Raw genomic sequence first — 22296 nt, forward strand, 5'->3', positions numbered from 1 at the left:
TAACCGCTTTACATCGGATTACCCGCCGCTCGATCGGACTTAGTCCGGGCTAAAGCAAGTGTCGGGAGATTGACAGCGGTGTGCGGCGCTGATCCTGCGGGCAAGCCACAACGCGTGACGAACCTGACGCTCCGCCCTCGGGATGGCAATGCAGCCAGCTGAGGTCACGCAGACGAGTCAGATCTTCAGACTGGCCCATGAGCGACGACGGTTTGACGAGTGAACCTCTAGACCTCGATTACGGGTGCTTTCTTGCTGACAGAGCCTGCGCCGAAACCCACACATCACCTGTTTCGGTGCCCTACGGTTTCGGCAGGGGGTTACGGCGGAGCGAGGCACGGCGTGTCGCGCTTCCCACCAGCACCGAGGATCCCCGGCCGCAAACGATCGTTTTCGGCAGACCGATCGACTATGGGCCGAGGCCTCCAACGCGGTGCATCCGTCTCTCTTTAGAGCTGACCGAGCAGTTGCACGAACTCGTCGGCCATGGCGAGCTGCTCCGTGAGTTTCTGGCGACGCTGGTCGGCGCCGTCGCGGATGTCATCGATCCGGGCGCGCAACGCCACGTCGCTCGGGTCGACGGTGAGGGCGTCGACGACGTCGAGGAGTTCGCGCATCTCGTCGAGGGTGTATCCCAACGGTTTCATTCTGCGGATGATGAGGATGCGATCGACATCTTTCTCGGTGTAAAGCCGGAACCCGCCCTCCGTGCGCGCGGACGGCTGCACGAGCCCCACGTCGTCCCAGTGTCGAAGCGAGCGGAACGAGAGCGCCGTGCGCTCGGCCACTTCGCCGATCCGCATCGTCTCGACGGTCCTGTGTTCGTCTTCCACTGATTTCCCCACAACACTCACGTTACGTTAGAGTCTAGATCGGCGCGGCTCTCGCGCCCGCTCCCCTTATCTTTCCGTGTCGGCCTGACCGACGCCTGCGCACCGCTGCGCTCCCATTCGTTTCCCGCGCTCTCACGAGAGAGCCCAGCACCCGGAGGGCACATGACTGCCGTCACCCCCACCCGCGACTCCGCGTCGCGTTACCGCATCGAACCCACCGTCATGCAGGCGCTGCGCAGCCCGCGCCTTTTGACCCGTGAAGTCCTCGCGGGCCTCGTCGTCGCCCTTGCCCTGATCCCGGAGGCGATCGCGTTCTCGATCATCGCGGGCGTCGACCCCCGAGTCGGCCTGTTCTCGTCCTTCATCATGGCCGTCGCGATCGCGTTCCTCGGCGGACGCCCTGCCATGATCACCGCGGCCACCGGAGCAATCGCGCTCGTCATCGCGCCCGTCGCTCGTGAGTACGGCATGGACTACTTCATCGCCACGGTCCTGCTCGGTGGACTCATCCAGATCGTCCTCGCGTTGCTCGGGGTCGCCAAGCTGATGCGGTTCATCCCGCGCTCGGTGATGGTCGGGTTCGTGAACGCTCTGGCGATCTTGATCTTCACTTCGCAGTTTCCGCAGCTCATCGGCGTTCCCTGGCTGGTCTACCCGCTCGTCGCGGTCGGCCTGCTGGTGATGTATCTCATGCCGCGGATCACGAAGGTGATCCCGGCGCCACTCGTCGCGATCGTGCTGCTCACCGCGGCAGTCGTGGTCTTCGCGTGGAACGTGCCGAACGTGGGCGATCAGGGAGAACTTCCCGAGAGCTTGCCGGCGCTGTTCATTCCGAATGTGCCGCTCACCTTCGAGACGCTGCAGATCATCGCTCCCTACGCGCTGGCTATGGCCGTGGTCGGCCTGCTCGAGTCGCTCATGACCGCGAAGCTCGTTGACGACATCACCGACACCCACTCCCGCAAGACCCGCGAGGCACTTGGACAGGGCGCCGCGAACGTTCTCTCCGGCGCGTTCGGCGGCATGGGTGGCTGCGCGATGATCGGCCAGACCATGATCAACGTCAAAGCCTCCGGCGCACGCACCCGGATCTCGACCTTCCTCGCCGGCGTCTTCCTGCTGGTCCTCGTGCTCGCGCTCGGCGACGTGGTGGCGATCATTCCCATGGCAGCGCTCGTCGCCGTCATGATCCTCGTCTCGATTGCGACTTTCGACTGGCACAGCATCCGCCTGAGCACGCTCAAGCGCATGCCGAAGAGCGAGACCGCCGTCATGCTCATCACCGTCATCGCCACCGTCTGGACCCACAACCTCGCCGTTGGCGTCATCCTCGGAGTCGTGGCCGCGATGATCATGTTCGCCCGACGCGTCGCACACTTCGTCAGCGTCACCCGCACCCTCAGTGACGACGGCGACACAGCGCATTACGCCGTCGATGGAGAACTCTTCTTCGCCTCCAGCAACGACCTCACCACCCAGTTCGAGTACGGCGACGACCCCGACACGGTAGTCATCGACATGAGTCACTCCCACGTCTGGGACGCTTCCACCGTGGCCGCCCTCGACGCCATCGTCACCAAGTACGAAAACCACGGGAAGACCGTCACCATCCAAGGCCTGAACGACACCGCAGCAGCGTTCCACGGCCGCCTCACCGGAAACCTCGGCGCCGGGCACTGAGTCACGATTCACGCAAGAAGAAGGGGCGGCCTCGGGTCGCCCCTTCTTCGTCATCCACCGACGCCGCCGCTCCTCGACCCTCAAGCTCGGCATCGAGCGCGAGGCTCGGCCCTCCAGCGCGCCGAAATAGTCTGCCGAAACCGGCTTCCGGTGCACGTTTGCGGCACCCCTCGCAGAGCAGAATACGAAATCACGCCGTAAACGATCGTTTTCGGCACTCCACAACTACGGAGTATGCCCTTCGTCAGATGAGACCCACCGTAGGCTCAGAGGATGAGCACGGGTCAGGTGTTGCGCATCCCGTTCGAGTCGAAGGGGTTTGCAGGCGTCGTCACTGTAGACACGGTGACGAGCACGAACATTTCGCAGACTGGGCTGAACGCCCTTCTGAACGATGTGCCACACGAACGGCTCATCGGCTACCCGATCATGACGGCAACCGTTGAGCATGCCGGCTCCGGCTACAACGCTGTGTTCGCCTGGGTTCAGTTCGTGGAGATGACCCCCGCAGATGAATCGCCCTCGACAGCGTTCTTGGACAATATGCCGAGCCTGAACCAGCAGGGTCCTTTCAGTTCGCTTGGGTTTCTGCCGACGCTGTTTGACGCCCCCGCGAATCCCAACGCGCCAGACCTTCAATGGCGCGCCCATTCATATCTTGTCCGGTTCTCTGTTTACGAACCGCGAGTGATCACGCCGATTGCAGCGTTCCAATGGGGGTACGACCTATGCGCGGGAAAGCCCAGCGTCGTACATGCGACCCCTCTTCCCTGGCAAGACATGCTGCGCTGGACGAGCTCGCTGCCTGACTCGTTAGGCGGTTGGGACGTTAACGTAGCTCCCGACGCTGACTAGTGGCGAGCTCCTAGCGTCGCTGTCACCCGCACGCTCAGCCGAAAACCTCTGCCGCTTGGTGGTTACGCCGCGCGTTTTCGGCAGGCCTTCCGTTGCACACGCCAGGATCGCGCCGTAAACGATCGATTTCGGCTGCGATCGCGGCTATTCTCCGGGGGATCCCGTTGAACCACATCTCCGACATTTCTCGAGCTTCGGAGTGAGAGAGTGAGAGCGTGGAGATGAGGCGGAAGGGCAGAGCGGGCGCGATGTTCCTCTGCGCAATCGTGGCGACGACAACATTCACAGGATGCGCTGTCGAATACCATGGCTATCCCAGCGGAATAGATGGTGTGCTCTGGCGACAAGTCGCATCCTTCGAAGATCCTCTATCCCAGCGTCTCTACAGTCCCCCAGTTGATGGTCCGACGGCTTACCTCGACACCCTTCCTGGCGCACGGTGGGATGGCGACGCCCTCTCAGCGGCTGAGTTCGAGATCGAGCAGGGTGGCATCGTCCTCTACAACATCTCTTCGACGGATGCCTTCGCTCACGTCTCGGTGTTCATCGCCTCAGGACCACGACCGGCCATCCCGACCGATGATGGCTATGCCTACAACGGGCCAAGCGAGGTTTACACCTGCTACGACGTGAGGGCCGATTTTCGCTCGCAGCCAATGCCGTCAGCAGAACGAGACATCCTCACGAAGTGTCCAACACCCCTCGTGGAACTCTTAGCCGAGGATGCCGCATTTGCTAGTGGTGAGGTGTTCGACGGGTAGGCATCGACTTTTTCCGTCCGCCGGCGATCAACGGGAGCTGCCGAAAGCGCCTGCCGAAACGCGCTTCCGGCGAACGTTAGTGGCACCCTCGAAAGCGCACGACACCTGACCTCACCGTAAACGATCGTTTTCGGTGGGCTAAGGCGAGCAGGTTTGAACAGTCGGGGCGGGCATCTGGCGACCCCGCCCCGACTGTGCATCGCGAGGCAGTGCTCGAGCGATGCGGTGGCGTGCTGTGCACGCAGGTACGTGCTCGTGGGGGCGAGCACGTACGTCTCAGGGCTGCACGACGGGGAGGCCTGTCGTGGCGGCGGCGTCTTCCAGGGAGCCGAGGTTGAGGAGGTCGGTGAAGCCGGCCTGCTTCATCAGGTCGATGGCGACTCCTGCCCGGTTACCTGAACGGCAGTAGACGAGGTAGGTGGCTTCGGGGTCAAGGTCCGGCAGCGCAGCTTGGAGGTCGCCGCCCGTGACGTCGAGCAGGAGGGCGCCGTCGAGGTGGCCGGTGGCGCGCTCGGCGGGGGTGCGCACGTCGATGATGACCGCGTCGGGGCCGAGGTCAGCCTGTGGTGTGGGTGTGCTGGCGCAGGAGGTGAGCGTGAGTGCGGTGATGACGGCGAGGGTGGTGAGGGTTAGGCGGCCCATGTGCGTCCTTTCGTTGTGAGGGAGCGAGAGTGTCAGCGGTCGCAGGCGCCGTTGGCGCAGTGGCGGGTGGGCTGCCTACTGAAGCGTTGGTGCAGGGCACATCCCGCGCACCACCCGAGGGTGGCTTCTAGGAGCAGGACTGTGAAGCAGACTCCGCAGAGCCCGAGAGTCACGGGTAGCGGGACCATTCCAGCGCTCATCGTCACGCACGAGATAGCAGCGAGACCGAGGGCGAGCCACCAGGCGAAGACCTTCTGCGGCGCGCCCACCCAGTGCCGACGGCGGCGGCGTGTCAGAGCACGGCCGAGGGCGAGAGTGAGGGACAGCCGGTCGCTGATGAGTACGCGCGTCGTCATGTCGAGGAGGAAGAACATGCCGAACATCTGCAGCGGCCTGATGCTGTCGGAGGCGAGCGTGATGGTAAGGGCGGTGATGCCTATGGCGAGGAGGATGCCGGCGGCGATGCGGACGGCGTGCTCGTCGAGGACGGGCACCTCGTATCCGTCGACGTGTTCCCCGGTGCGGGGCGCGGTGTCGGTCGCGTGAGGCATGGGCTTCTTTCTGGTGGTGGTCAGGCGGAGAGCGTCTGAATGATGAGGGTGGCGAGCATGGTCAGCCCCACGGCCAGCACCAGAACCCCGAACCCGGTGCGGATGCCGGCAGCCGGGAGGCGATGCGACAGTGCCAGACCGATGAAGGATCCGGCGACGGCGAGCGCGGTGAAGGTGAGGACGATGGGCCAGTGGATGGCCACGGTCGTGATCTGGGTGAGGAAGCCGGCGGACGAGTTCACGGCGATGACTAGTAGCGATGTCCCCACTGCAGCGGCGATGGGCTGGCCGAGGAAGGTGAGGGCGGGGACGATGAGGAACCCGCCGCCTGCTCCCAGTGCCCCTGTGAGGACTCCCACGCCGAGTCCCGTACCTGTCGTTCGGATTCCACGGACGACCGGCCGCGTCGGAGGGCGCGCCGCGCGTTCTCGTCGCGGCCGCATCATGGCGATCGCTGTGACGATCATGATCGCCGCGAACAGAACGGTGAGCACGGTTTCTGGTAGCAGCTGACCAACCATCCCGCCACCGATTCCCCCGATCAAGCCGGTCGCCGCGAAGACGCCGGCGACTTTCCAGCGCACCTCGCGTCGGCGCACACGGAAGGCGGCGGAGACGGCGCTGGTGATAGCGACGACGAAGAGAGAGGAGACGATCGTCTCCCTCGTTCCGATGCCCAGGACGAGGGAGAAGATGGGGAAAGTGAGGATGGAGCCCCCGCCGCCGAGGAGCCCGAGTGCGACACCGACAAGGGCCGCGAGAGTCATCGCGAGGATGATGGAGGTGTCCACTCGAGCTCCTCGGCCGCTCAGGCGGCCGTCGGCCGAGACGGCGTCGCGGCGAGCCAGGCGTTGTAGCTGCCTTCGATCTCGATGACGTCGAGGCCGGCCCGGCGCAGGGCGCTGGCGGCGACGCTGTTGCGGACGCCGCTCTGGCAGTAGGTGAGGATCTTGCCGGCGGGCAGTTCGTCGGTGTGCCAGAGGGCCCGACCACCGGAGAGCTGCGCGGCGCCGGGGATGTGCCCGGCGTTGTACTCGGTACGGTTTCGCACGTCGAGGAGGAGCGCCGCGTCGACCTGGTCCAGGTCGGTGGGGGCGATCGTCTTGGGCTGCACCGTGGGGAGGCCATCGAGTGTGGTGATGAACCCGTCGACCTGATCGATGCCGACCCGCAGCAGATGATCCCGGAACCGGGCCGCGGCGTCCCCCGAGTCGATGATGAGGACGAGCGGCCGCGTCTCGGTGTCGGGGTCGTAGACCCAGGCGCCGTAGCTGGCTGCTTTCGCGACTCCGGGCACGTTCAGCGCGCCCTGAACAGTGCCCTCGTGCACGAGGGAGTGGTGGCGGGTGTCGACCATGATGACCCGGTCGGCGTCGATGTCGGCGTCAAGATCGAAGACGCTGCGCTCGAGGAGCGGAGGAAGTTCGCCCAGCACGGCCGGTCCGACGCGGTTCTGCCGCTTCATTCGTGCGAAGTAGGCGTGTGCGTCGGGCTGATCGTTCAACAGCGTGTCGATGAATCCCTGCTCATCGCCGGCCTCGAGGTAGGGAGCCCACCAGGCGAAACGCCGCTCGTATCCGACTGTCGAGCTTGGGACGGCGCCGAGCGCCTTGCCGCAGGCGGACCCCGACCCGTGCGCGGGGAGCACCTGCACGTAGTCGGGCAGGGTGAGGAAGTGGTCGCGGAGGCTCGCGAATAGATCCCGTGCGCCGTCGAAGCGGGTGTCGATGCCGCCTGCGGCCTCGTCCAGCAGGTCCGGGCGTCCGACGTCCCCGACGAACACGAAGTCACCGGTGAGGACATAGCCCGGCTCGGAGGTCGTGGCGCCGTCGATGACGAGGAAGGACAGGTGCTCGGGGGTGTGCCCGGGAGTGTGGACCGCCTCGACCGTGATGTTGCCGACCGTGATGCGGTGACCGTGCATTATCCGGGTGGCGTCTTGGAACCCGACACCGTACTGCCAGTCCGGGCCGCCCTCGCCGGAGACATACATCGTCGCCCCGGTACGGGCTGCGAGCTCGCGGGTGCCGGAGAGGTAGTCGGCGTGGATGTGGGTCTCGGTGACCGCGGTGATGGTCATGCTGTTCTTCGCGGCGAGGTCGAGGTAGACCTGGATGTCGCGGCGCGGGTCGACGACGATCGCTTCACCGGTGCGCTGGCAGCCGATGATGTAGCTGGCGTGGGCGAGGTCGTCGTCGTAGAGGCGTTCGAGGAGCATAAGGGTCTCCGTCGCTTTCTTCTGGGTCAGTGCGTGCAAGTGCAGCGCTGGGATACGGGGACGCCCGCGAGGGCTTGTTCGATGTGCTGGCCGCAGCCGTCCCAGGTGGGCTTGCCGCAGGAGGAGCAGGTGATTCGTGCGCACATGGTGCCAGGTCCTTTCAGGGGGTAGCGGTGTTGGCGAGCTGGCGGCGGACGTCGTCCATGTCCAGTTCGCGGGCCTTCTCGATGAGCAGCTCGAGCTGCGGTTCGGCAAGAGCTCCCGGCTGCCGGTAGACCAGGACGCCGTCGCGGACGACCATCAGGGTCGGAATCGAGGTGATGCGGTGGGCGGAGGCCAGAGCGGTCTCGGCCTCGGTGTCGACCTTCCCGAAGAGGATGTCGGGGTGCCTGTCGGATGCTGCATCGAATACCGGGGCGAAGGCCCGGCAGGGTCCACACCACTCAGCCCAGAAGTCGATCAGCGCGATGCCCTCGGCGTGGGTGAGCTGTTCGAAGTTCCCGGTGGTCAGTTCAACAGTTGCCATCGCCGATCACCGTCCGAACAGGCGGGCGAAGAAGCCACCCCGCTGAGACTGGGCGGCCTGGACTTCGGCACGGGTATGGCTGCCATTGCACCAGTCGGATGCGGGCACGGATTTCCGCACGGATGCGACGTGCTGACCGCACCCGGTCCAGGTCGTCTTTCCACAGGTGTGGCACTTCGTTGCTCTGCACATACGCTGATCTCCTTGCTCGGCGATACCCCGGGGAGTATCAGTTCATGTGAATACGATACCCCAGGGGGTATAGTGGTTGTCAACTCGACGGAAGGACCACCCATGACCGACACCCTCGTCACCGGCGACCCGCTCGTCCACGACCCCGAAGCCAAGCGCAAAGTCGTCAACCGCCTCAAGCGAGCTCAGGGCCAGCTGGCGGCGGTCATTACGGCCGTCGAGGACGACGCGCACTGCCGCGACGTCGTGCAGCAGCTCTCCGCCGTCTCGAAGGCCCTCGACCGGGCCGGATTCCTCGTGATCTCGACCGCGCTGCGGGAATGCCTCACCGATCCGGACGCCGACGACGTCACCTCCCCCGCCGAGTTGGAGAAGCTCTTCCTCTCCCTGGCCTGAACCGGTCAGGCCCGCTCCTCGGGGCCCTCGCCTGGTGACCTGGGAGGAGTTCGACGATTCCCGTGTCGAACACCGTTAGTCTTCCCAGGGCGCTGTTCGCATGGGACCGGCGCTGAACAATGATGTGTTGAAGCATTCACAGTGATGCCAGATGAGGAGCGGTGCTTCGTGCTTTTGACGAGTCTTCCCAGCCCCCCACCGTCGTGGGCACAGTTCACCCTCGGGCCGCTCACAATCCACACCTACGCGCTGTGCATCATCGCCGGGATCATCGCCGCCGTGATCATCACCCAACGACGCCTGTCGGCACGAGGCGCGGAGGACGGCGTGGTTGTCGACATCGTCATCTGGGCTGTCCCGATCGGCATCATCGGAGCCCGGTTCTATCACGTGTTCACCCACGTCGGGGACTACTTCTATCCGGGCGCGAACCTCGGGAACATCTTCGCCATCTGGGACGGCGGCAACGCCCTCTACGGGTCCCTCCTGGGCGGCGCTGTCGGTGCGTACATCGGCTGCCGACGAACCGGTATCCGGCTGTGGTCCTTCGCCGACGCTCTCGCGCCCGCGATGCTCATCGCGCAGTCCATGGGTCGGATCGGCAACTACTTCAACCACGAACTCTTCGGGCTGCCCACCACGCTGCCGTGGGGGCTCGAGATCCTGCCGACGGACACCATGTTCCCGGACGGCCTCCCGGCCGGAACGCTGTTCCACCCGCTGTTCCTGTACGAGATCATCTGGAACCTGATCGGCGTGGCGATCATCCTCCTCCTCGAGCGCAGATACCGGTTCCGGTGGGGACGAACCTTCGCCCTCTATATGATCTGGTACGGCCTCGGACGCAGCTGGCTCGAGGCCATCAGGATCGACCCCACCAGCGACGCCCTGTTCGGCATCCCCGCGAACGTCTGGGCATCCGTCGTCGTCGTCGCCCTCGGCATCGCGCTATTCGTCGTCCAGGGGCGACGACACCCCGAACCCGAACCCTCCGTGTACCAAGAAGGACGCGCGCCAGCGGTGGAACATCAGCCCAGCAGCGCAGACGAGAGCTGAACGCCACCCACACCTCCAGCTGTCAGCTAGTTCTGTCTAAGCGATCACGGACACAACGCCTCTTGACGTGGTGCGCCGAAAATCCCTGCCGAGAGGGGTTTCCGAAGATCGTTTGTGGCGCCTCATAAGGAGCCACCGGGCCAGTGACGCCAAAACGATCGTTTCTGGTGTGACGGACGACGGCATGCGGAAGATCATCCGGGTTACCCGACCCGGTTTGCGCCGGGCGTACGCTGATGGTCTCGATCGCGGAAGACGGGACGACGACCATGGGCGACTCGGCACAGGGGCCACGCGGTTCGCTGCTCTATGTTGAAGATGATGCGGAGATCGCTGCGCTGACCGTCGAAGTGCTGGAAGAGGTGTACGACGTCGAGCATGCCGCGGACGGCGAGACCGCGCTCCGGCTCGCGCTGAGCAGGCGATACGACGCCATGGTGGTCGATCGACGCCTCCCCGGCATGGACGGCGTCGATTTCATCTGTGCCGTGCGTACCGCGCACATCACGACGCCGGTCCTGATGCTGACCGCGCTCGGCACCGTGGACGATCGTGTCACCGGTCTCGACGGCGGAGCGAACGACTACCTGGTGAAGCCGTTCGATTACGACGAGCTGCTGGCGCGCCTTCGGGCGCTGCGACGCGCGTTCAGGGCTGATGGGGTACGTCGACGCCTCGGCGAGTGGGTGTTCACGCCGGACGCCCAGGCCGCGTACGATCCATCTGGAATCCGAGTGGCGCTGACGGCGACGGAGAGCGCGCTCCTGGAGCTGTTGAGCACCAGCCCCGAGCACGTGTTCAGTCGGGACGAGATCCTCCGCGCCGTGTTCCATGAAGGAGATACGACGAGTTCGGTGGACACGTACGTGCACTATGTGCGGCGCAAGACGTCCCCCGACATGATCGAGACCGTCCGCGCACGCGGCTACCGCGCGGGAACACCGTCATGAGCGACGCCGATAATCGACGCGTGCGTCGCGCAGCGCTATCCATCGGACTCTGGGTCGGAGTCTCGTCGGGTGTGATCGTCGCGATCGGCATCGGCGTGCTGATCGCGGTGGTGCTCTCAACGTCGCGCCGCGAAGGCGAGGAGCACGGCGGCGGCTGGTTCGGCGGTCCCGCCGGAACGCGGGACGACTTCATCGTCGACATCGACGTGATCGTTCCGGCCGTGATCATCATCGGAGTGATCGGCGTGGTGCTGCTCGGGGTTGTCGCCGCGGTCGCCGCTCGACGATCGGTCCGCCCGCTCGGGGAGGCGCTGCGTCGGCAGCGAAACTTCGTGGCCGACGCGAGCCACGAACTGCGTACGCCGCTGACGGCGCTGACGAGCCGTATCCAGGTGTTGCAACGCCGTCATGACCGAGGCGAGGACCTCGGAGCGGGTCTCACCAACCTCCGGCGCGATGCGGACATGATGGCCGACGTGCTCAACGACCTGCTCATCGCCGCGGAAGGAGAATCGTTCGCCGACGGGAACGCGGACGTCGCGACAGCGGCGGCGACAGCGGTCGCAGCGATGACGACGAGCGAGAAGCGCTCCGAGGTCTCGCTCGCGATCACCGTGGATCAGGAGGTGAAGGCGCAGCTGCCGGAAGTCACGCTCGTCCGCATCCTGGTCGCGCTGCTCGACAACGCCGTGCAGCACTCCCCGGCGCGAGGTACCGTCTCGATCCGCATCGCGCGGGACGCCCGCAACGTGACGGTGCGCGTCATCGACGAGGGCTCCGGGATCGAAGGCATCTCGCCCGAGCAGGTCTTCGAGCGCTTCGCGCGTCCGCGCGAGAGTGGGCGCCCTCGCAGCTTCGGTCTCGGACTCTCACTCGTGCGAGATGTCGCTCGCCGTGCCGGAGGGTCCATCGAGGTCGAACGGTCGACAGCATCCGGCACGACTTTCCTGCTCACACTGCCGGCTCATCCCTGAACGAGTGCGTCTCCTCCGATCGGATGCGAACCGACCGTCGTCGTCTGCACGTCCACCATCGTCGTGCCGAGCCAGCGGGTCACGCGACGATCAGCATCGACGACGATGCCGGTGCGCGACCCCGCAGCCGCGATCCACGAGCGGTTCGCCGGGCCGGCCACCACGGCAGCGGTCGCCCAGACGTCCGCTTGCGTGAGACCGTCGGTCACGATCGTGGCCGACGCGGTGCCTGTCGCGGGCCTACCGGTGCGCGGATCGAGGATATGATGCCCGCGCTCCGCCGTCCCTGAGGTCGCCACCGCACCGTTCACCACGTCGACCACCGCGATCAACTGACCGCGGTCGTGCGGGTCGGCGATTCCCACCGGCCATCGCCAGTCGGCTCCCTCGGCTGTGAACAGCTGCAGGTCTCCTCCGGCGTTGATGCCGACCGCGGTCGCGGCAGCCAGCAGCGGCTCGAGGTGCCGACGGCCCGCAGCTTCCACCGCCCAGCCCTTGACGTATCCCGTCGGGTCGAACCTTCCCCGCCACCGGGCGGAGACCAGGCCGCCAGTCTCCTCTTCGGCGCGTTCGCAGGCATCCGCGACCAGCGCCACCCTGCTGTCAGCGTCGGCGATGGAGAGTTCACCGCGACGGATGCGGCTGATGTCGGAATCAGTGCGATATGTCGAGAAGACCCGGTCGATGTCACGCAGTTCGTCGAAGCATGCTCGCACTGCCCGGTCGGCGCCCTCGTCGGTCATTTCCCCCGGAGCAATCAGATGGATGCTCATCGGAATGCCCATGATCTCCTCGACCCAGACCCGCGTCACCTCATTCGCGGTACGCATCAGCTCTGCGCCTGGTCGATCGCGCTCTGCAGCGACGAGAGGTAGCCACCGCTCGTGTATGTGGCACCGGACACCATCTGGATCTTCGAGCTCTGCGCCTGGATCGTCTCCGAGACGAGCCTCGGGATCGCGGTGCCGTTGATCTGCCGGTCCCGACCGTTGCTGTTCGGGTAATCGACCGCCTGTGCGTCCGTGATCTGTCCACCGGAGACGGTTATCTGCACCTGCACCGGCCCGTAGCGGGTCTGCGATGATGCGCCGGTGTAGGTTCCGTCGGCGAGGCCGGTGCCAGACATGGTTCCCGAGTTCGTCGATGTGGTTCCCGAGCCGCTCGCGCCGGTCTCGGCGGTCGTCAATGAACTGCCCGCTGTCGCCGCACTGGCGTCGGTCGGGGTGACCGCCTCCAGAGACGTTCGGTAGCTGAACAGCAGCACGAGTCCGCTGACGGTCGCGAGCAGCGTGTAGAGGATCTTCTTCATGGCCGTCTCCCTGCTCAGATCGTGAACGATTCGGAATGGATGCGATGGGCGGGGAACCCGGCGCCAACCAGGTCGCGCCTGAGGTCTTTCATCCAGGCCTCACCGCCACAGATGAACACGTCGTGGTCCTTCGGCTCCGGCACGAGATGGCGGAGGAGATCTGCGCCCGACCACGCCTCGTGCGTGGCAGGGATCCAGCTCGACGCGCCGGAAGATCGCGGGCCGATGAACGGCAGGTAGCTCAGGCCACGGGTACTGATGAGGTGAGCGATGGCCTCCTGCCGAAGAGCGTCCTCGGCCGCGGACTCCCGGGTGATAAGCATCGCTTCTCCCGGTCCGTAGCCTTCCGTCTCGAGCAGCGAGACGAGCGGTGCGACCCCGGCGCCTGCGCCGATCATAAGCAGCTTCGTCCCGGTCCTGCGCTCACCGGTCATCTCCCCGTATGGTCCTTCCACGATGACCCTGGTGCCAGGGAGCAGCGCGGTGAGGCGTCGCGTGCCGTCGCCCAGCACACGGGCAGTCAACGTCAGCTCGCTTCCCGGCGCAGCGGAGAGCGAGAACGGGTGCGCGCGAGTCCAGCCTGGTCCATCGAGGAACCGCCAGACGAAGAACTGACCAGCCCTGGCACCGAGCGTCGCGAGGTCGCGACCGGTGACCCGGATGGTGACGCCCCGAGCACCGTCCGCCTCGACCCCCGCCACCCGCAGGGCCCGACGAGTGGACCGCAGCAGCGGCATCCCGATGCGGAAGAGCAGTACCGATCCTGCGGAGAGCGCCCAGATCGACCACCAGTAGACGGTCGCGATCGGTGAGGACAGGAAGTCGGCGCCCGTCCACAGCTGGTGCGGCAGCGCGAGCCCGACGCCCAGGTACGCGTACAGGTGCAGGAGGTGCCAGGACTCGTACCGCAGGTGCCGACGAGCACGCCGGATCGAGGTGACGACCACGAGCAGGATCAGCAGAGTGCCGGCAGTCGCCAGGAGCATGCCGGGGTATTCCCAGATGAAGCTCCACAGCTGGACGAGCGGGTTGATGCCGGCAGCCATCGCGTAGCCCACCGCGAGCAGTGCGATGTGCGCGCCCATCAACCAGAACGACCAGAATCCGACGAAGCGATGCAGCCGCGTGATCCCGTCGCGACCGAATCCGCGCTCGAACAGCGGGACGCGCGCCATCAGCAGCACCTGATAGAGCAGCAGATTCGCCGCGACCAACCCGGTGAGGCGTCCGAGCGTCGTGACGGTCTCGGCGTTGACTCCCAGGACTGCGGTCACTCCACCACAGGCGATCCACAAAGCGACGACGAACAGGCTGGTCGCCCAGATCACCGTGATCGCCGCTGCACGCCAGACCCGCGCGCGGCCATGGGCTGCCCGCCGTGGCTCAGGGGAAGCGGCGGGGACGGAAGCACGCGGTCTCGTCGTCAGAGTGGTCATAGGGGAATCGTGCTGCGCCGACTCTGAGACAGGTCTAAGGAACGGCTCCCGATAGGCAACTCATATCTGTCTCTCAGGCAACGCCACTCGTCCCGAGCAGCGTACCGATCGCGAACGTGACCACCAGCGCGATCGCCCCACCGAGCACCACCCTGATCGTGGGCCTCAGCGCGGGGTTCCCGCCGATCCTCGCGCTCAGGAATCCGGTCAGCGCGAGCGCCAGCAGCACCACCGCGAAAGCGACCGGCACCCGGATCTCGGGAGGCGGGAGCAGTATCGCCAAGAGCGGAAGCAGCGCTCCGAGTGCGAAGGCAAGTGCGGAGGCCCCCGCCGCCGCCCACGGACTGACCACCTGATTCTCCGTGATGCCTAGTTCCGCTTCGAGGTGCGCGGTCAGCGGGTCGTGCGCGGTGAGCTCCTCCGCAACGAGGCGTGCGGTCGCCGGGCTAAGACCTTTCGCCTCATAGATGCCCGCCAGCTCCTCGAGCTCGGTCGCAGGATTATCGGCCAGCTCTCCTCGTTCCTTCTCGATCAGAGCCCGTTGGCTGTCTCGCTGGCTGCTCACCGACACGTACTCCCCGAGCGCCATCGAGATCGCACCGCCGACGAGACCGGCGACACCCGCGGCGAGCAGCGTCGCGGAATCGGTCGTCGCCCCCGCGACACCGACGACGAGCGACGCGACCGACACGATGCCGTCGTTCGCGCCGAGCACTCCGGCTCTGAGCCAGTTGAGCCGCCCAGCGAGATCGCCGCGGTGGGGTTCACCCGGATGCGTCGCCAACATCATCGCCCCGTTCTTTCTCCCGGCGCGGCTATGGAAGGCACATCCCGACGTAGGTCGAGCTCTGCGTGCGCGGAATGCCACTTCGTGAGAGGTCGAGTCATCGGACAAGAGTACGCCCGCCACAAACGCGCCCTCCGCAGCTCGACCGCTAGCAAGTCCGGTCGCGGCACCAACCGAAGGCCCATGCCAGAACGGGGTTCCGGCTCCCGTTAGCGGCGACCGCCCCGGCAACCAAGTGATACCGCGCCGGAAACGATCGTTTTCGGTGGGTTGAACAGAGGCAGTAGCCGTACCAGTCAACAGGCGCTTCCGGCACACCCACCAGACCTCCGCAAAGCGATCTTCAGGTAGGTCCGACCGCCCCTGCCATCGGCGTCGTCGACGGGCTTGCCTGGGACGTTTGACACCCGTTCGAGTTCGAGACCATCATGAACCACAACCCGCCCGCCCCTCGGCTTAGCCGAAATGTCGCTATCCATTCAGTAGACCTTCCGCGTCCGATCGATAGAGAGGTAAATGGGATGGCATCGAGATCGAAGACGACGGCAGCACGGTGCGTTGTCGGGACCGCTCTGGGCGCAGCGGTCGCATTGTGGGGAGGGACTCACCTGCTCTCCCGCCGACGGGCGCGCTGGCGTCCCGGCGCGGGAGTGGTGTCGCGGCACGGTCCACTCAGCATCCGAACATTCGGCGACGGTGACCCGATCGTGGTCTTGCTGCCCGGAATCGCCGCAAGCGGATCGTTCTACGGTGCCGCCTTCGATCAGCTCGGTGACATCGCCACCGTCCTCGTGATCGACCCGCTCGGGTTCGGCCAATCGATGGTCGAACCCGACGGCGATGCTCTATTCGGAATCTCCGATCATCAGAACGCGATCATCGATGTGCTGTCTTCTTCCCCTTTAGCATCTCGCCCGGTGACCCTGGTCGGCCACTCGATGGGCGCCTCCCTCGCGATCATCACCGCCGCCGCCGCCGCCGACACCGCGATCACCATTGCAGGGGTGATCGCCTTCGACGCCCCCCTGTTCGTGTCAGAGCAGGAAGCCCGGCAACGAATCTCGGGCATGGGCTGGTTCGAAACCCTGCTGGCCAGCGGTCCGATCGCCCATCTGGTCTGCTCATGGATGTGCCGCCATCGGCGATTCGCCTCCTATGCCGCCATCGCGGTGAACCCATCACTGCCCATAACCGTGGCCAGAGACGGTGTCAGGCACACATGGCTGTCGTACTCCGGCGCCCTGAACTCGATCGTGATGTCGGATGACTGGTTACCCGCACTGGAGGCCCTGGGGCGGCGCAACATCGCCGTCCTCCTTGTCAACGGCACCGATGACCCCGTGCCGGTGCCCGGACTGGCCGATCGGCTCGCACGCTCCTATCCGAACCTCACCGTCTCGACTCATCGGGGTGGACACCAGCTTCCACTGAGTGATCCCGACTGGTGCGCCGAGACCGTGGCAAGGGCGATCAACGGCGACCCGTCCTGAAAAGCAAGCGTATTGAGGGATGTGCGAGAGACATCCTGCCTGACGGGCATCGGACAAGCCGCGGGCCACATCGAGAATCGGTCCCCGAAGGCGATCTCGAGCTGCTGCCAGCGCTGATGCAGAGATGTCGTAGTATCTGCGTATGAGTGCAGATACGCAAGGATGTGGGTATCGGCCGGATAGTTCCTTCGTTGAGCTGGCGGTGGAAGTGTTTGGGATGCTCGCGGATGCAACACGGGTGCGGATCATTCTCGCTCTTCAGGAAGCCTCGGAACTGTCGGTGAACAGCCTCGCCGACGCGGTTGGCAAGTCACCAGCCGCGGTATCGCAGCACCTGGCGAAACTTCGTCTGGCTCGCATCGTCTCCACCCGTCAGGACGGGCAAAGGGTCTTCTACCGGCTAGACAACGAGCACGCATCCCGACTGGTCGCGGACGCCATCTTCCAAGCCGAACACTCCCTGGGTGGCACACCCCGACACCATCATGCGGATCGGGCGAGCGAATGAGTCCGACCCACGATCACTCGCACGGCGGGCACCACGACCACGGCGCCCCGCACGCACACCATGACCACCCGACCGGCATCAAGGGGTTCTTCTACGGACTCTTCGTGCCCCACTCCCATGACGCGGCAGATTCCATCGATGATGCGTTGGAGGCGAACCGGTCAGGCATCCGTGCTCTGAAGATCAGCCTTCTGATCCTGCTGGTCACAACCGTCCTTCAGGCTGTCGTGGTCATCTTCAGCGGTTCCGTCGCGCTCTTGGCTGATACCGTCCATAATTTCTCCGACGCGCTCACCGCTGTTCCTTTGTGGGTTGCCTTCATCCTCGGCCGGCGTGCAGCCTCGCGCCGCTACACCTACGGGCTCGGCCGTGCCGAAGATCTCGCGGGGCTGTTCATCGTTTTCGTGGTCGCCCTCTCCGCAATCGCCGCCGCCTGGCAATCCATCCACCGCATCCTGAACCCGCAGCCCCTCACAAACATCGGCTGGGTCATCGCCGCGGGCATCATCGGATTCCTCGGCAACGAGATCGTCGCCGTCTACCGCATCCGAGTCGGGCAGCGAATCGGCTCCGCCGCCCTTGTTGCCGACGGCATCCATGCCCGCACAGACGGATTCACCTCACTCGCCGTCGTGGCCGGCGGGATCGGCGTGCTCCTCGGCTTCCCTCTGGCAGATCCCATCGTCGGCCTGGTCATCTCGGTCGCGATCTTCGTCCTCCTCATCGGAACGGTCCGCAGCGTCGGACGGCGCCTGCTGGACGGCGTCGAACCAGAACTCGTCGACAAGGTTGCGCACGCCCTCGATCATGTCGACGGCATCACCGCTGTCGACCGCATCAGACTCCGCTGGAACGGACATCGCCTGGAAGGCGACGCGATCCTCGCTGTCGACGCGCACGCCACCCGTGAACGGGTAGATGAAGTCACTGAGCGCGCACGCCGAAGTGTCCACTCCCACCTCCCCAACCTGGATGAGTTTCTTGTCAGCACCCGCAGCTCGATGGCCACAAGCAACACCTGATCCAGAGTCCGCACAGGGGTGACGAAGCTCACGCCTGAGGTCGGTCCGACCCGCGGGAATGATCTGCGTGCCATTGTGTTGGATACCCCCAGGGGGTATCTTGGAAGTATGAACGGCTACGAGAACAACAAGGCTGATCTGCGTAAGCGGTTGAACCGTGTCGAGGGTCAGGTGCGGGGTATCGCGCGGATGGTCGACGACGACAAGTGCTGCATCGACATCCTCACGCAGGTCTCTGCGGCGACGAAGGCTCTCGAAACGGTCGCATTGTCGCTCTTGGGGGACCATCTCAGTCATTGCGTCGCCCAGGCGAGTACCGAGGGCGGCGAGGTTGCGGCAGAGAAGGTCCGCGAGGCCAACGAAGCAATCGCCCGTCTTGTCCGTTCATGACCACCACGTCTGCTGAATTGAAGGAGCGCACCATGACTGATCGCATCGAACTCGGACTCAAGGACGCATCCGCCGACGGTTGCGCCTGCTGCGCTGTCCCATCGACCACCGAGGTATCCGTTTCGGGTGTGTCTCTGGTGTCGGAGGAGATTCTGGTTGCCGGGATGACGTGCTCGCATTGCGTATCCAGCGTCAGCGACGAGCTGAGCACTGTCGATGGTGTCGAATCCGTCACCATCGACCTGAACGCTGGCGCCACCTCCCGGGTGACCATCCACAGTGCCGCACCCGTCGATCACGCCGCCGTGAAGGCTGCGGTCGAAGAGGCCGGCTACACGCTCGCGACCGGCCAGGCCTGAGCGGCTATCTGTCTGCGCCCGGCTTGACCCGGGCGCATCCGAGCAAGGAGTTCCGATGAGCCAGCACGACGAGCACACCAATCAGGCCGCGCACCCCAATCACGGCGGGTTCCCTACCACGGAGCACGACCACGCGGCGATGAGCCACGAGCACGGTGCTTCTCAAGAGCACGCCGGTCAGGAGGGCCACGGTGGGCACGCTGGCCATGCCGATCATGTGGGCCAGTTCCGGCGGTTGTTCTGGATCATGCTGGTCCTCGCGGTCCCGGTTGTCGGGTTCTCGATGATGTTCTCGATGCTGCTCGGATACCCGCTGCCAGACGCCCCGTGGGTCGGGTGGGTGTCTCCGGTTCTCGGAACGGTCATGTATGTGTGGGGTGGGGCGCCGTTCCTCACCGGCGCGGTGAGTGAACTCCGTGCGCGTAAGCCCGGGATGATGCTGCTGATCGCGCTCGCGATCACGGTGGCATTCTTGGCGTCGTGGGGTGCGAGCCTGGGTGTGCTGCATCACGAGCTCGACTTCTGGTGGGAACTCGCGCTGCTCATCGTGATCATGCTGCTCGGTCACTGGATCGAGATGCGCTCCCTCGCCCAGACGACGTCAGCGTTGGATTCTTTGGCCGCGCTGCTCCCCGACGAGGCGGAGAAGGTGGAAGGCGACACGACGGTCACGGTCGCCCCGGCCGACCTGTTGGTGGGGGATGTTGTGGTGGTTCGCCCCGGCGGCCGGGTCCCCGCGGACGGGCGGATCGTGCAGGGCTCGGCCAGCATGGACGAGTCGATGATCACCGGAGAGTCCCGGCCCGTGCGCCGCAGCGACGGCGACCAGGTCATCGCCGGCACGGTCGCGACCGATTCTGGTGTGCGGGTGGAGATCACCGCGATCGGTGAGGACACTGCTCTCGCGGGAATCCAGAAACTCGTCACCGAAGCGCAGAGTTCGTCGTCGCGCGCGCAGCGGCTCGCGGATAAGGCTGCGGGGTGGTTGTTCTGGTTCGCACTGGGCGCTGCCGCGATCACCGCCGTTGTCTGGACGATCGTCGGTCAGCCTGACGCGGCCGTCATCCGCACGATCACCGTGCTGGTGATCGCCTGCCCGCATGCTCTGGGCCTGGCGATCCCACTCGTCGTGTCGATCGCAACCGAGCGGGCCGCTCGCGGTGGCGTCCTGATCAAGGATCGTCTCGCGCTGGAGAGCATGCGCACGGTCGACACCGTCCTGTTCGACAAGACCGGCACCCTCACCAAGGGCACCCCCGCCGTTACTGCAATCGATCCTGTCCTGGAGACTGACCCTGACCAGCTGCTGGCATGGGCCGCCGCGGCAGAGGCGGATTCCGAGCACCCCCTCGCTCGCGCGATCGTAAACGCGGCGAAGGACAAGACTCTCCGTGTCCCGTCCTCGTCGGACTTCGAGTCGTCCCCGGCGGTCGGGGTGCGTGCGCGTGTCGATGGACACGTCGTGCAGGTCGGTGGCCCGTATATGCTCGAGCAGGAGAACGCCCATGAGCTGCCTGTTGCCGACGAGTGGCGTCACGAGGGTGCGATCATCCTCCACGTGCTCGTCGACGGGCAGGTCGCGGGCGCACTGCGCCTCGCGGATGAGATCCGGTCGGAGTCGCGTCACGCGGTCGATGCTCTCCATGAGCGTGGTGTGCAGGTGGTCATGATCACCGGTGACGCTGACGCGGTCGCCGCATCGGTGGCGGGCGATCTGGGTATCGACCGGTACTTCGCGGGAGTGCGGCCGGAGGACAAGGCCTCGAAGGTGAAAGAGCTGCAGAGCGAAGGCCGCAAGGTCGCAATGGTCGGTGACGGCGTGAACGACGCCCCTGCGCTCGCGCAGGCGGATGTCGGGATTGCGATCGGTGCGGGTACGGACGTCGCGATCGCTTCGGCGGGCGTGATCCTCGCCAGCGACGACCCCCGGTCCGTGATCTCCGTAATCGAGCTGTCGCGGGCCAGCTACCAGAAGATGAAGCAGAACCTCTGGTGGGCCGCCGGGTACAACCTCCTCTCCGTCCCGCTCGCGGCTGGCGTGCTCGCACCCATCGGGTTTGTGCTTCCGATGTCCGTGGGGGCGGTGTTGATGTCGCTGTCCACGATCGTTGTCGCTTTGAACGCGCAGCTGCTGCGCCGGCTGAACCTGAGCCCGGACGCCGTCGTCAACGAGTAGGCGCATGGGCGGCGGCGACGTACCCTGGAGGAAAGAGAGGTGGGACGGTGTTGATCACGATTGCACGGCGCGTGCATGACCAGCGCACGCTCACCCGCACTCTCCTCACCGTCGTCGCCGTCGCTCTCTCCGTCATCTTCGGACTCTTAGCGATGCATTCGATGAACACGCACTCGATGCCCTCCGGGCACAGTGAGACCATCACCGTCACGCCCGCTTCTGCCGACGTTCACCCTGCACCCATGCCTGGGGAAGACGCAGCGATCGACGGGGCGGGATGTGCCACGTGTTCTGACGATCCAGGTATGGCGTGGATGGCCTGCGTACTCGCGCTCCTCATCGCCGTCGTGCTGCTTGCGCGACCGTCCGCCTGGTCGCGAGCCCTTGGACGCTCCCCGGGAGCGCCCGTATCGCTCCTGAGCCTCCGAGATTCGTTGCATCCACTGCGGCCCCCATCCCTCACCGTTCTCTGCATCAGTCGCACGTGATGGACGCGCTACCCGCATTCTGCGGGTAACGCCCTTCGCCCAGCCTGTCTCGCTGGGTGCCATCATCGACTCTTGGAGAGAACTCATCATGAAGACCCGTTTTGCGGCGACTGCCGCGCTCACCCTCGTTGCGTTGCTTGGACTCGCCGGCTGCGCCGGAACCACGTCCGGCGGCGGCGATATGCCCGGCATGGACCACGAGAGCAGCAGCTCCGCCCCGGCATCCGCGGACGCCAACGATGCCGACATCATGTTCGCCAGCATGATGAAAGAACACCACGCTCAGGCCATCGACATGTCTGACATGCTCCTCAGCAAGAACGGCGTCGACGCACGTGTCGTCGCTCTCGCTGAAGAGATCAAGGCCGCGCAGGAACCCGAGATCCAGAAGATGGATCAGTGGCTCGAAGAGTGGGGCGCTGACACCGCCGACATGGAGGGCATGGATCACAGCGGCGGCATGATGTCCGACGAGGACATGCAGGCTCTCGAAGATGCCACCGGTGCGGACGCCAGCCGCCTGTTCCTCGAGCAGATGATCCAGCACCACGAGGGTGCCGTCGAGATGGCCCAGGAAGAGGTCGACAACGGTCAGAACAGCGACGCGGTCGCTCTGGCCGAAACGATCATCGAGGCGCAGACCACGGAGATCGCCACGATGGAAGACCTCCTCGCCACGCTCTGATTCACGCCTGGG

At 65.4% G+C, this 22296-nt stretch carries 24 protein-coding genes; 14 read left to right on the top strand and 10 right to left on the bottom strand.

Annotation, left to right across the window (positions count from 1 at the left end):
- Positions 1–449 precede the first annotated feature (449 nt).
- Positions 450–803 carry a MerR family transcriptional regulator gene (locus BLW44_RS16895; RefSeq protein ID WP_042538356.1) on the bottom strand — a complete coding sequence of 118 codons (354 nt, stop codon included), beginning with the start codon at positions 801–803 and terminating at the stop codon, positions 450–452.
- Between the two features lie 192 nt (positions 804–995).
- Between BLW44_RS16895 and BLW44_RS16900 the strand changes: the two genes are divergently transcribed.
- From BLW44_RS16900 to BLW44_RS17835, 3 genes are all read left to right on the top strand, one after another.
- Entirely contained in the window at positions 996–2513 is a 1518-nt protein-coding gene (locus BLW44_RS16900; protein ID WP_042538242.1) for a SulP family inorganic anion transporter, read from the top strand.
- Between the two features lie 273 nt (positions 2514–2786).
- Positions 2787–3368, top strand: a complete 582-nt coding sequence (locus tag BLW44_RS16905) for a hypothetical protein (protein ID WP_042538244.1) — start codon at positions 2787–2789, stop codon at positions 3366–3368.
- A gap of 215 nt (positions 3369–3583) precedes the next feature.
- Positions 3584–4129 carry a hypothetical protein gene (locus BLW44_RS17835; RefSeq protein ID WP_136057006.1) on the top strand — a complete coding sequence of 182 codons (546 nt, stop codon included), beginning with the start codon at positions 3584–3586 and terminating at the stop codon, positions 4127–4129.
- Positions 4130–4405: 276 nt separating this feature from the next.
- Here the strand turns inward: BLW44_RS17835 and BLW44_RS16910 are convergent, their stop codons facing one another.
- The 5 genes from BLW44_RS16910 to BLW44_RS16930 form a co-directional block, all read right to left on the bottom strand.
- Positions 4406–4771: a rhodanese-like domain-containing protein gene (locus BLW44_RS16910; RefSeq protein ID WP_042538246.1), complete on the bottom strand. Its 366-nt coding sequence runs from the start codon at positions 4769–4771 to the stop codon at positions 4406–4408.
- Positions 4772–4803: 32 nt separating this feature from the next.
- A complete protein-coding gene (locus BLW44_RS16915; RefSeq protein ID WP_042538248.1) occupies positions 4804–5322 on the bottom strand; it encodes a DUF4395 domain-containing protein in 519 nt (172 codons plus the stop codon).
- A 20-nt stretch (positions 5323–5342) separates the two neighbouring features.
- Positions 5343–6113, bottom strand: a complete 771-nt coding sequence (locus tag BLW44_RS16920; protein WP_042538250.1) for a sulfite exporter TauE/SafE family protein — start codon at positions 6111–6113, stop codon at positions 5343–5345.
- Positions 6114–6130: 17 nt separating this feature from the next.
- Positions 6131–7540, bottom strand: coding sequence for an MBL fold metallo-hydrolase (locus tag BLW44_RS16925; protein ID WP_042538252.1), 1410 nt, complete (start codon positions 7538–7540; stop codon positions 6131–6133).
- A gap of 160 nt (positions 7541–7700) precedes the next feature.
- Positions 7701–8066 carry a thioredoxin family protein gene (locus BLW44_RS16930; RefSeq protein ID WP_042538256.1) on the bottom strand — a complete coding sequence of 122 codons (366 nt, stop codon included), beginning with the start codon at positions 8064–8066 and terminating at the stop codon, positions 7701–7703.
- Between the two features lie 294 nt (positions 8067–8360).
- Here BLW44_RS16930 and BLW44_RS16940 point away from each other — a divergent pair, with 294 nt between their 5' ends.
- The 4 genes from BLW44_RS16940 (at position 8361) to BLW44_RS16955 (ending at position 11634) form a co-directional block, all read left to right on the top strand.
- A complete protein-coding gene (locus tag BLW44_RS16940) occupies positions 8361–8654 on the top strand; it encodes a metal-sensitive transcriptional regulator (protein WP_042538258.1) in 294 nt (97 codons plus the stop codon).
- Between the two features lie 144 nt (positions 8655–8798).
- Positions 8799–9710 (top strand): prolipoprotein diacylglyceryl transferase, encoded by a 912-nt coding sequence (gene lgt / locus BLW44_RS16945; RefSeq protein ID WP_042538259.1) that lies wholly within the window; start codon positions 8799–8801, stop codon positions 9708–9710.
- Positions 9711–9946: 236 nt separating this feature from the next.
- Complete coding sequence (locus tag BLW44_RS16950; RefSeq protein WP_228385636.1) at positions 9947–10660, top strand: response regulator transcription factor; 714 nt, start codon at positions 9947–9949, stop codon at positions 10658–10660.
- Positions 10657–11634 carry a sensor histidine kinase gene (locus BLW44_RS16955; protein WP_042538261.1) on the top strand — a complete coding sequence of 326 codons (978 nt, stop codon included), beginning with the start codon at positions 10657–10659 and terminating at the stop codon, positions 11632–11634. The genes BLW44_RS16950 and BLW44_RS16955 overlap by 4 nt, the downstream gene beginning before the upstream one ends.
- Here BLW44_RS16955 and BLW44_RS16960 read toward each other — a convergent pair.
- The 4 genes from BLW44_RS16960 to BLW44_RS16975 all read right to left on the bottom strand — a co-directional run bounded on the left by BLW44_RS16960 (position 11625) and on the right by BLW44_RS16975 (position 15169).
- Positions 11625–12464, bottom strand: a complete 840-nt coding sequence (locus BLW44_RS16960) for an FAD:protein FMN transferase (protein ID WP_052492863.1) — start codon at positions 12462–12464, stop codon at positions 11625–11627. The two genes, BLW44_RS16955 and BLW44_RS16960, sit on opposite strands and share 10 nt — an antisense overlap.
- Positions 12464–12943, bottom strand: coding sequence for an FMN-binding protein (locus BLW44_RS16965; protein WP_042538263.1), 480 nt, complete (start codon positions 12941–12943; stop codon positions 12464–12466). Before BLW44_RS16965 ends, BLW44_RS16960 begins: the two co-directional genes overlap by 1 nt.
- A 14-nt stretch (positions 12944–12957) precedes the next feature.
- The gene (locus tag BLW44_RS16970; protein WP_042538265.1) at positions 12958–14379 is read right to left on the bottom strand and encodes a ferredoxin reductase family protein; all 1422 of its coding nucleotides are present in this window, start codon (positions 14377–14379) and stop codon (positions 12958–12960) included.
- Positions 14380–14452: 73 nt separating this feature from the next.
- Complete coding sequence (locus BLW44_RS16975) at positions 14453–15169, bottom strand: VIT1/CCC1 transporter family protein (RefSeq protein WP_139305306.1); 717 nt, start codon at positions 15167–15169, stop codon at positions 14453–14455.
- Between the two features lie 710 nt (positions 15170–15879).
- Between BLW44_RS16975 and BLW44_RS16980 the strand changes: the two genes are divergently transcribed.
- From BLW44_RS16980 to BLW44_RS17020, 7 genes are all read left to right on the top strand, one after another.
- Complete coding sequence (locus tag BLW44_RS16980) at positions 15880–16656, top strand: alpha/beta fold hydrolase (RefSeq protein ID WP_171821974.1); 777 nt, start codon at positions 15880–15882, stop codon at positions 16654–16656.
- Between the two features lie 142 nt (positions 16657–16798).
- A complete protein-coding gene (locus tag BLW44_RS16985; protein WP_042538269.1) occupies positions 16799–17164 on the top strand; it encodes an ArsR/SmtB family transcription factor in 366 nt (121 codons plus the stop codon).
- On the top strand, positions 17161–18186 hold the full coding sequence (locus tag BLW44_RS16990; RefSeq protein WP_042538271.1) for a cation diffusion facilitator family transporter: 1026 nt from the start codon (positions 17161–17163) through the stop codon (positions 18184–18186). The genes BLW44_RS16985 and BLW44_RS16990 overlap by 4 nt, the downstream gene beginning before the upstream one ends.
- A 108-nt stretch (positions 18187–18294) precedes the next feature.
- Entirely contained in the window at positions 18295–18576 is a 282-nt protein-coding gene (locus BLW44_RS16995) for a metal-sensitive transcriptional regulator (RefSeq protein WP_042538273.1), read from the top strand.
- A 32-nt stretch (positions 18577–18608) separates the two neighbouring features.
- On the top strand, positions 18609–18935 hold the full coding sequence (locus tag BLW44_RS17000; protein ID WP_042538275.1) for a heavy-metal-associated domain-containing protein: 327 nt from the start codon (positions 18609–18611) through the stop codon (positions 18933–18935).
- Between the two features lie 55 nt (positions 18936–18990).
- Complete coding sequence (locus BLW44_RS17010; protein WP_396653629.1) at positions 18991–21111, top strand: heavy metal translocating P-type ATPase; 2121 nt, start codon at positions 18991–18993, stop codon at positions 21109–21111.
- A gap of 576 nt (positions 21112–21687) precedes the next feature.
- Complete coding sequence (locus tag BLW44_RS17020; protein WP_042538281.1) at positions 21688–22284, top strand: DUF305 domain-containing protein; 597 nt, start codon at positions 21688–21690, stop codon at positions 22282–22284.
- The last annotated feature ends 12 nt before the right edge of the window (positions 22285–22296 follow it).

The sequence above is a fragment of the Microbacterium hydrocarbonoxydans genome (assembly GCF_900105205.1).
In the GTDB taxonomy this organism is placed as follows: Bacteria; Actinomycetota; Actinomycetes; order Actinomycetales; family Microbacteriaceae; genus Microbacterium; species Microbacterium hydrocarbonoxydans.

What these genes read in the sequence shown, in the direction of transcription:
- BLW44_RS16895 (WP_042538356.1), bottom strand. Translation starts at nt 803, where the DNA reads ATGCGGATCGGCGAAGTGGCCGAGCGCACGGCGCTCTCGTTCCGCTCG.
- BLW44_RS16900 (WP_042538242.1), top strand. Translation starts at nt 996, where the DNA reads ATGACTGCCGTCACCCCCACCCGCGACTCCGCGTCGCGTTACCGCATC.
- BLW44_RS16905 (WP_042538244.1), top strand. Translation starts at nt 2,787, where the DNA reads ATGAGCACGGGTCAGGTGTTGCGCATCCCGTTCGAGTCGAAGGGGTTT.
- BLW44_RS16910 (WP_042538246.1), bottom strand. Translation starts at nt 4,771, where the DNA reads ATGGGCCGCCTAACCCTCACCACCCTCGCCGTCATCACCGCACTCACG.
- BLW44_RS16915 (WP_042538248.1), bottom strand. Translation starts at nt 5,322, where the DNA reads ATGCCTCACGCGACCGACACCGCGCCCCGCACCGGGGAACACGTCGAC.
- BLW44_RS16925 (WP_042538252.1), bottom strand. Translation starts at nt 7,540, where the DNA reads ATGCTCCTCGAACGCCTCTACGACGACGACCTCGCCCACGCCAGCTAC.
- BLW44_RS16930 (WP_042538256.1), bottom strand. Translation starts at nt 8,066, where the DNA reads ATGGCAACTGTTGAACTGACCACCGGGAACTTCGAACAGCTCACCCAC.
- BLW44_RS16940 (WP_042538258.1), top strand. Translation starts at nt 8,361, where the DNA reads ATGACCGACACCCTCGTCACCGGCGACCCGCTCGTCCACGACCCCGAA.
- lgt (WP_042538259.1), top strand. Translation starts at nt 8,799, where the DNA reads ATGCCAGATGAGGAGCGGTGCTTCGTGCTTTTGACGAGTCTTCCCAGC.
- BLW44_RS16950 (WP_228385636.1), top strand. Translation starts at nt 9,947, where the DNA reads ATGGTCTCGATCGCGGAAGACGGGACGACGACCATGGGCGACTCGGCA.
- BLW44_RS16955 (WP_042538261.1), top strand. Translation starts at nt 10,657, where the DNA reads ATGAGCGACGCCGATAATCGACGCGTGCGTCGCGCAGCGCTATCCATC.
- BLW44_RS16960 (WP_052492863.1), bottom strand. Translation starts at nt 12,464, where the DNA reads ATGCGTACCGCGAATGAGGTGACGCGGGTCTGGGTCGAGGAGATCATG.
- BLW44_RS16965 (WP_042538263.1), bottom strand. Translation starts at nt 12,943, where the DNA reads ATGAAGAAGATCCTCTACACGCTGCTCGCGACCGTCAGCGGACTCGTG.
- BLW44_RS16970 (WP_042538265.1), bottom strand. Translation starts at nt 14,379, where the DNA reads ATGACCACTCTGACGACGAGACCGCGTGCTTCCGTCCCCGCCGCTTCC.
- BLW44_RS16975 (WP_139305306.1), bottom strand. Translation starts at nt 15,169, where the DNA reads ATGATGTTGGCGACGCATCCGGGTGAACCCCACCGCGGCGATCTCGCT.
- BLW44_RS16985 (WP_042538269.1), top strand. Translation starts at nt 16,799, where the DNA reads ATGAGTGCAGATACGCAAGGATGTGGGTATCGGCCGGATAGTTCCTTC.
- BLW44_RS16990 (WP_042538271.1), top strand. Translation starts at nt 17,161, where the DNA reads ATGAGTCCGACCCACGATCACTCGCACGGCGGGCACCACGACCACGGC.
- BLW44_RS16995 (WP_042538273.1), top strand. Translation starts at nt 18,295, where the DNA reads ATGAACGGCTACGAGAACAACAAGGCTGATCTGCGTAAGCGGTTGAAC.
- BLW44_RS17000 (WP_042538275.1), top strand. Translation starts at nt 18,609, where the DNA reads ATGACTGATCGCATCGAACTCGGACTCAAGGACGCATCCGCCGACGGT.
- BLW44_RS17010 (WP_396653629.1), top strand. Translation starts at nt 18,991, where the DNA reads ATGAGCCAGCACGACGAGCACACCAATCAGGCCGCGCACCCCAATCAC.
- BLW44_RS17020 (WP_042538281.1), top strand. Translation starts at nt 21,688, where the DNA reads ATGAAGACCCGTTTTGCGGCGACTGCCGCGCTCACCCTCGTTGCGTTG.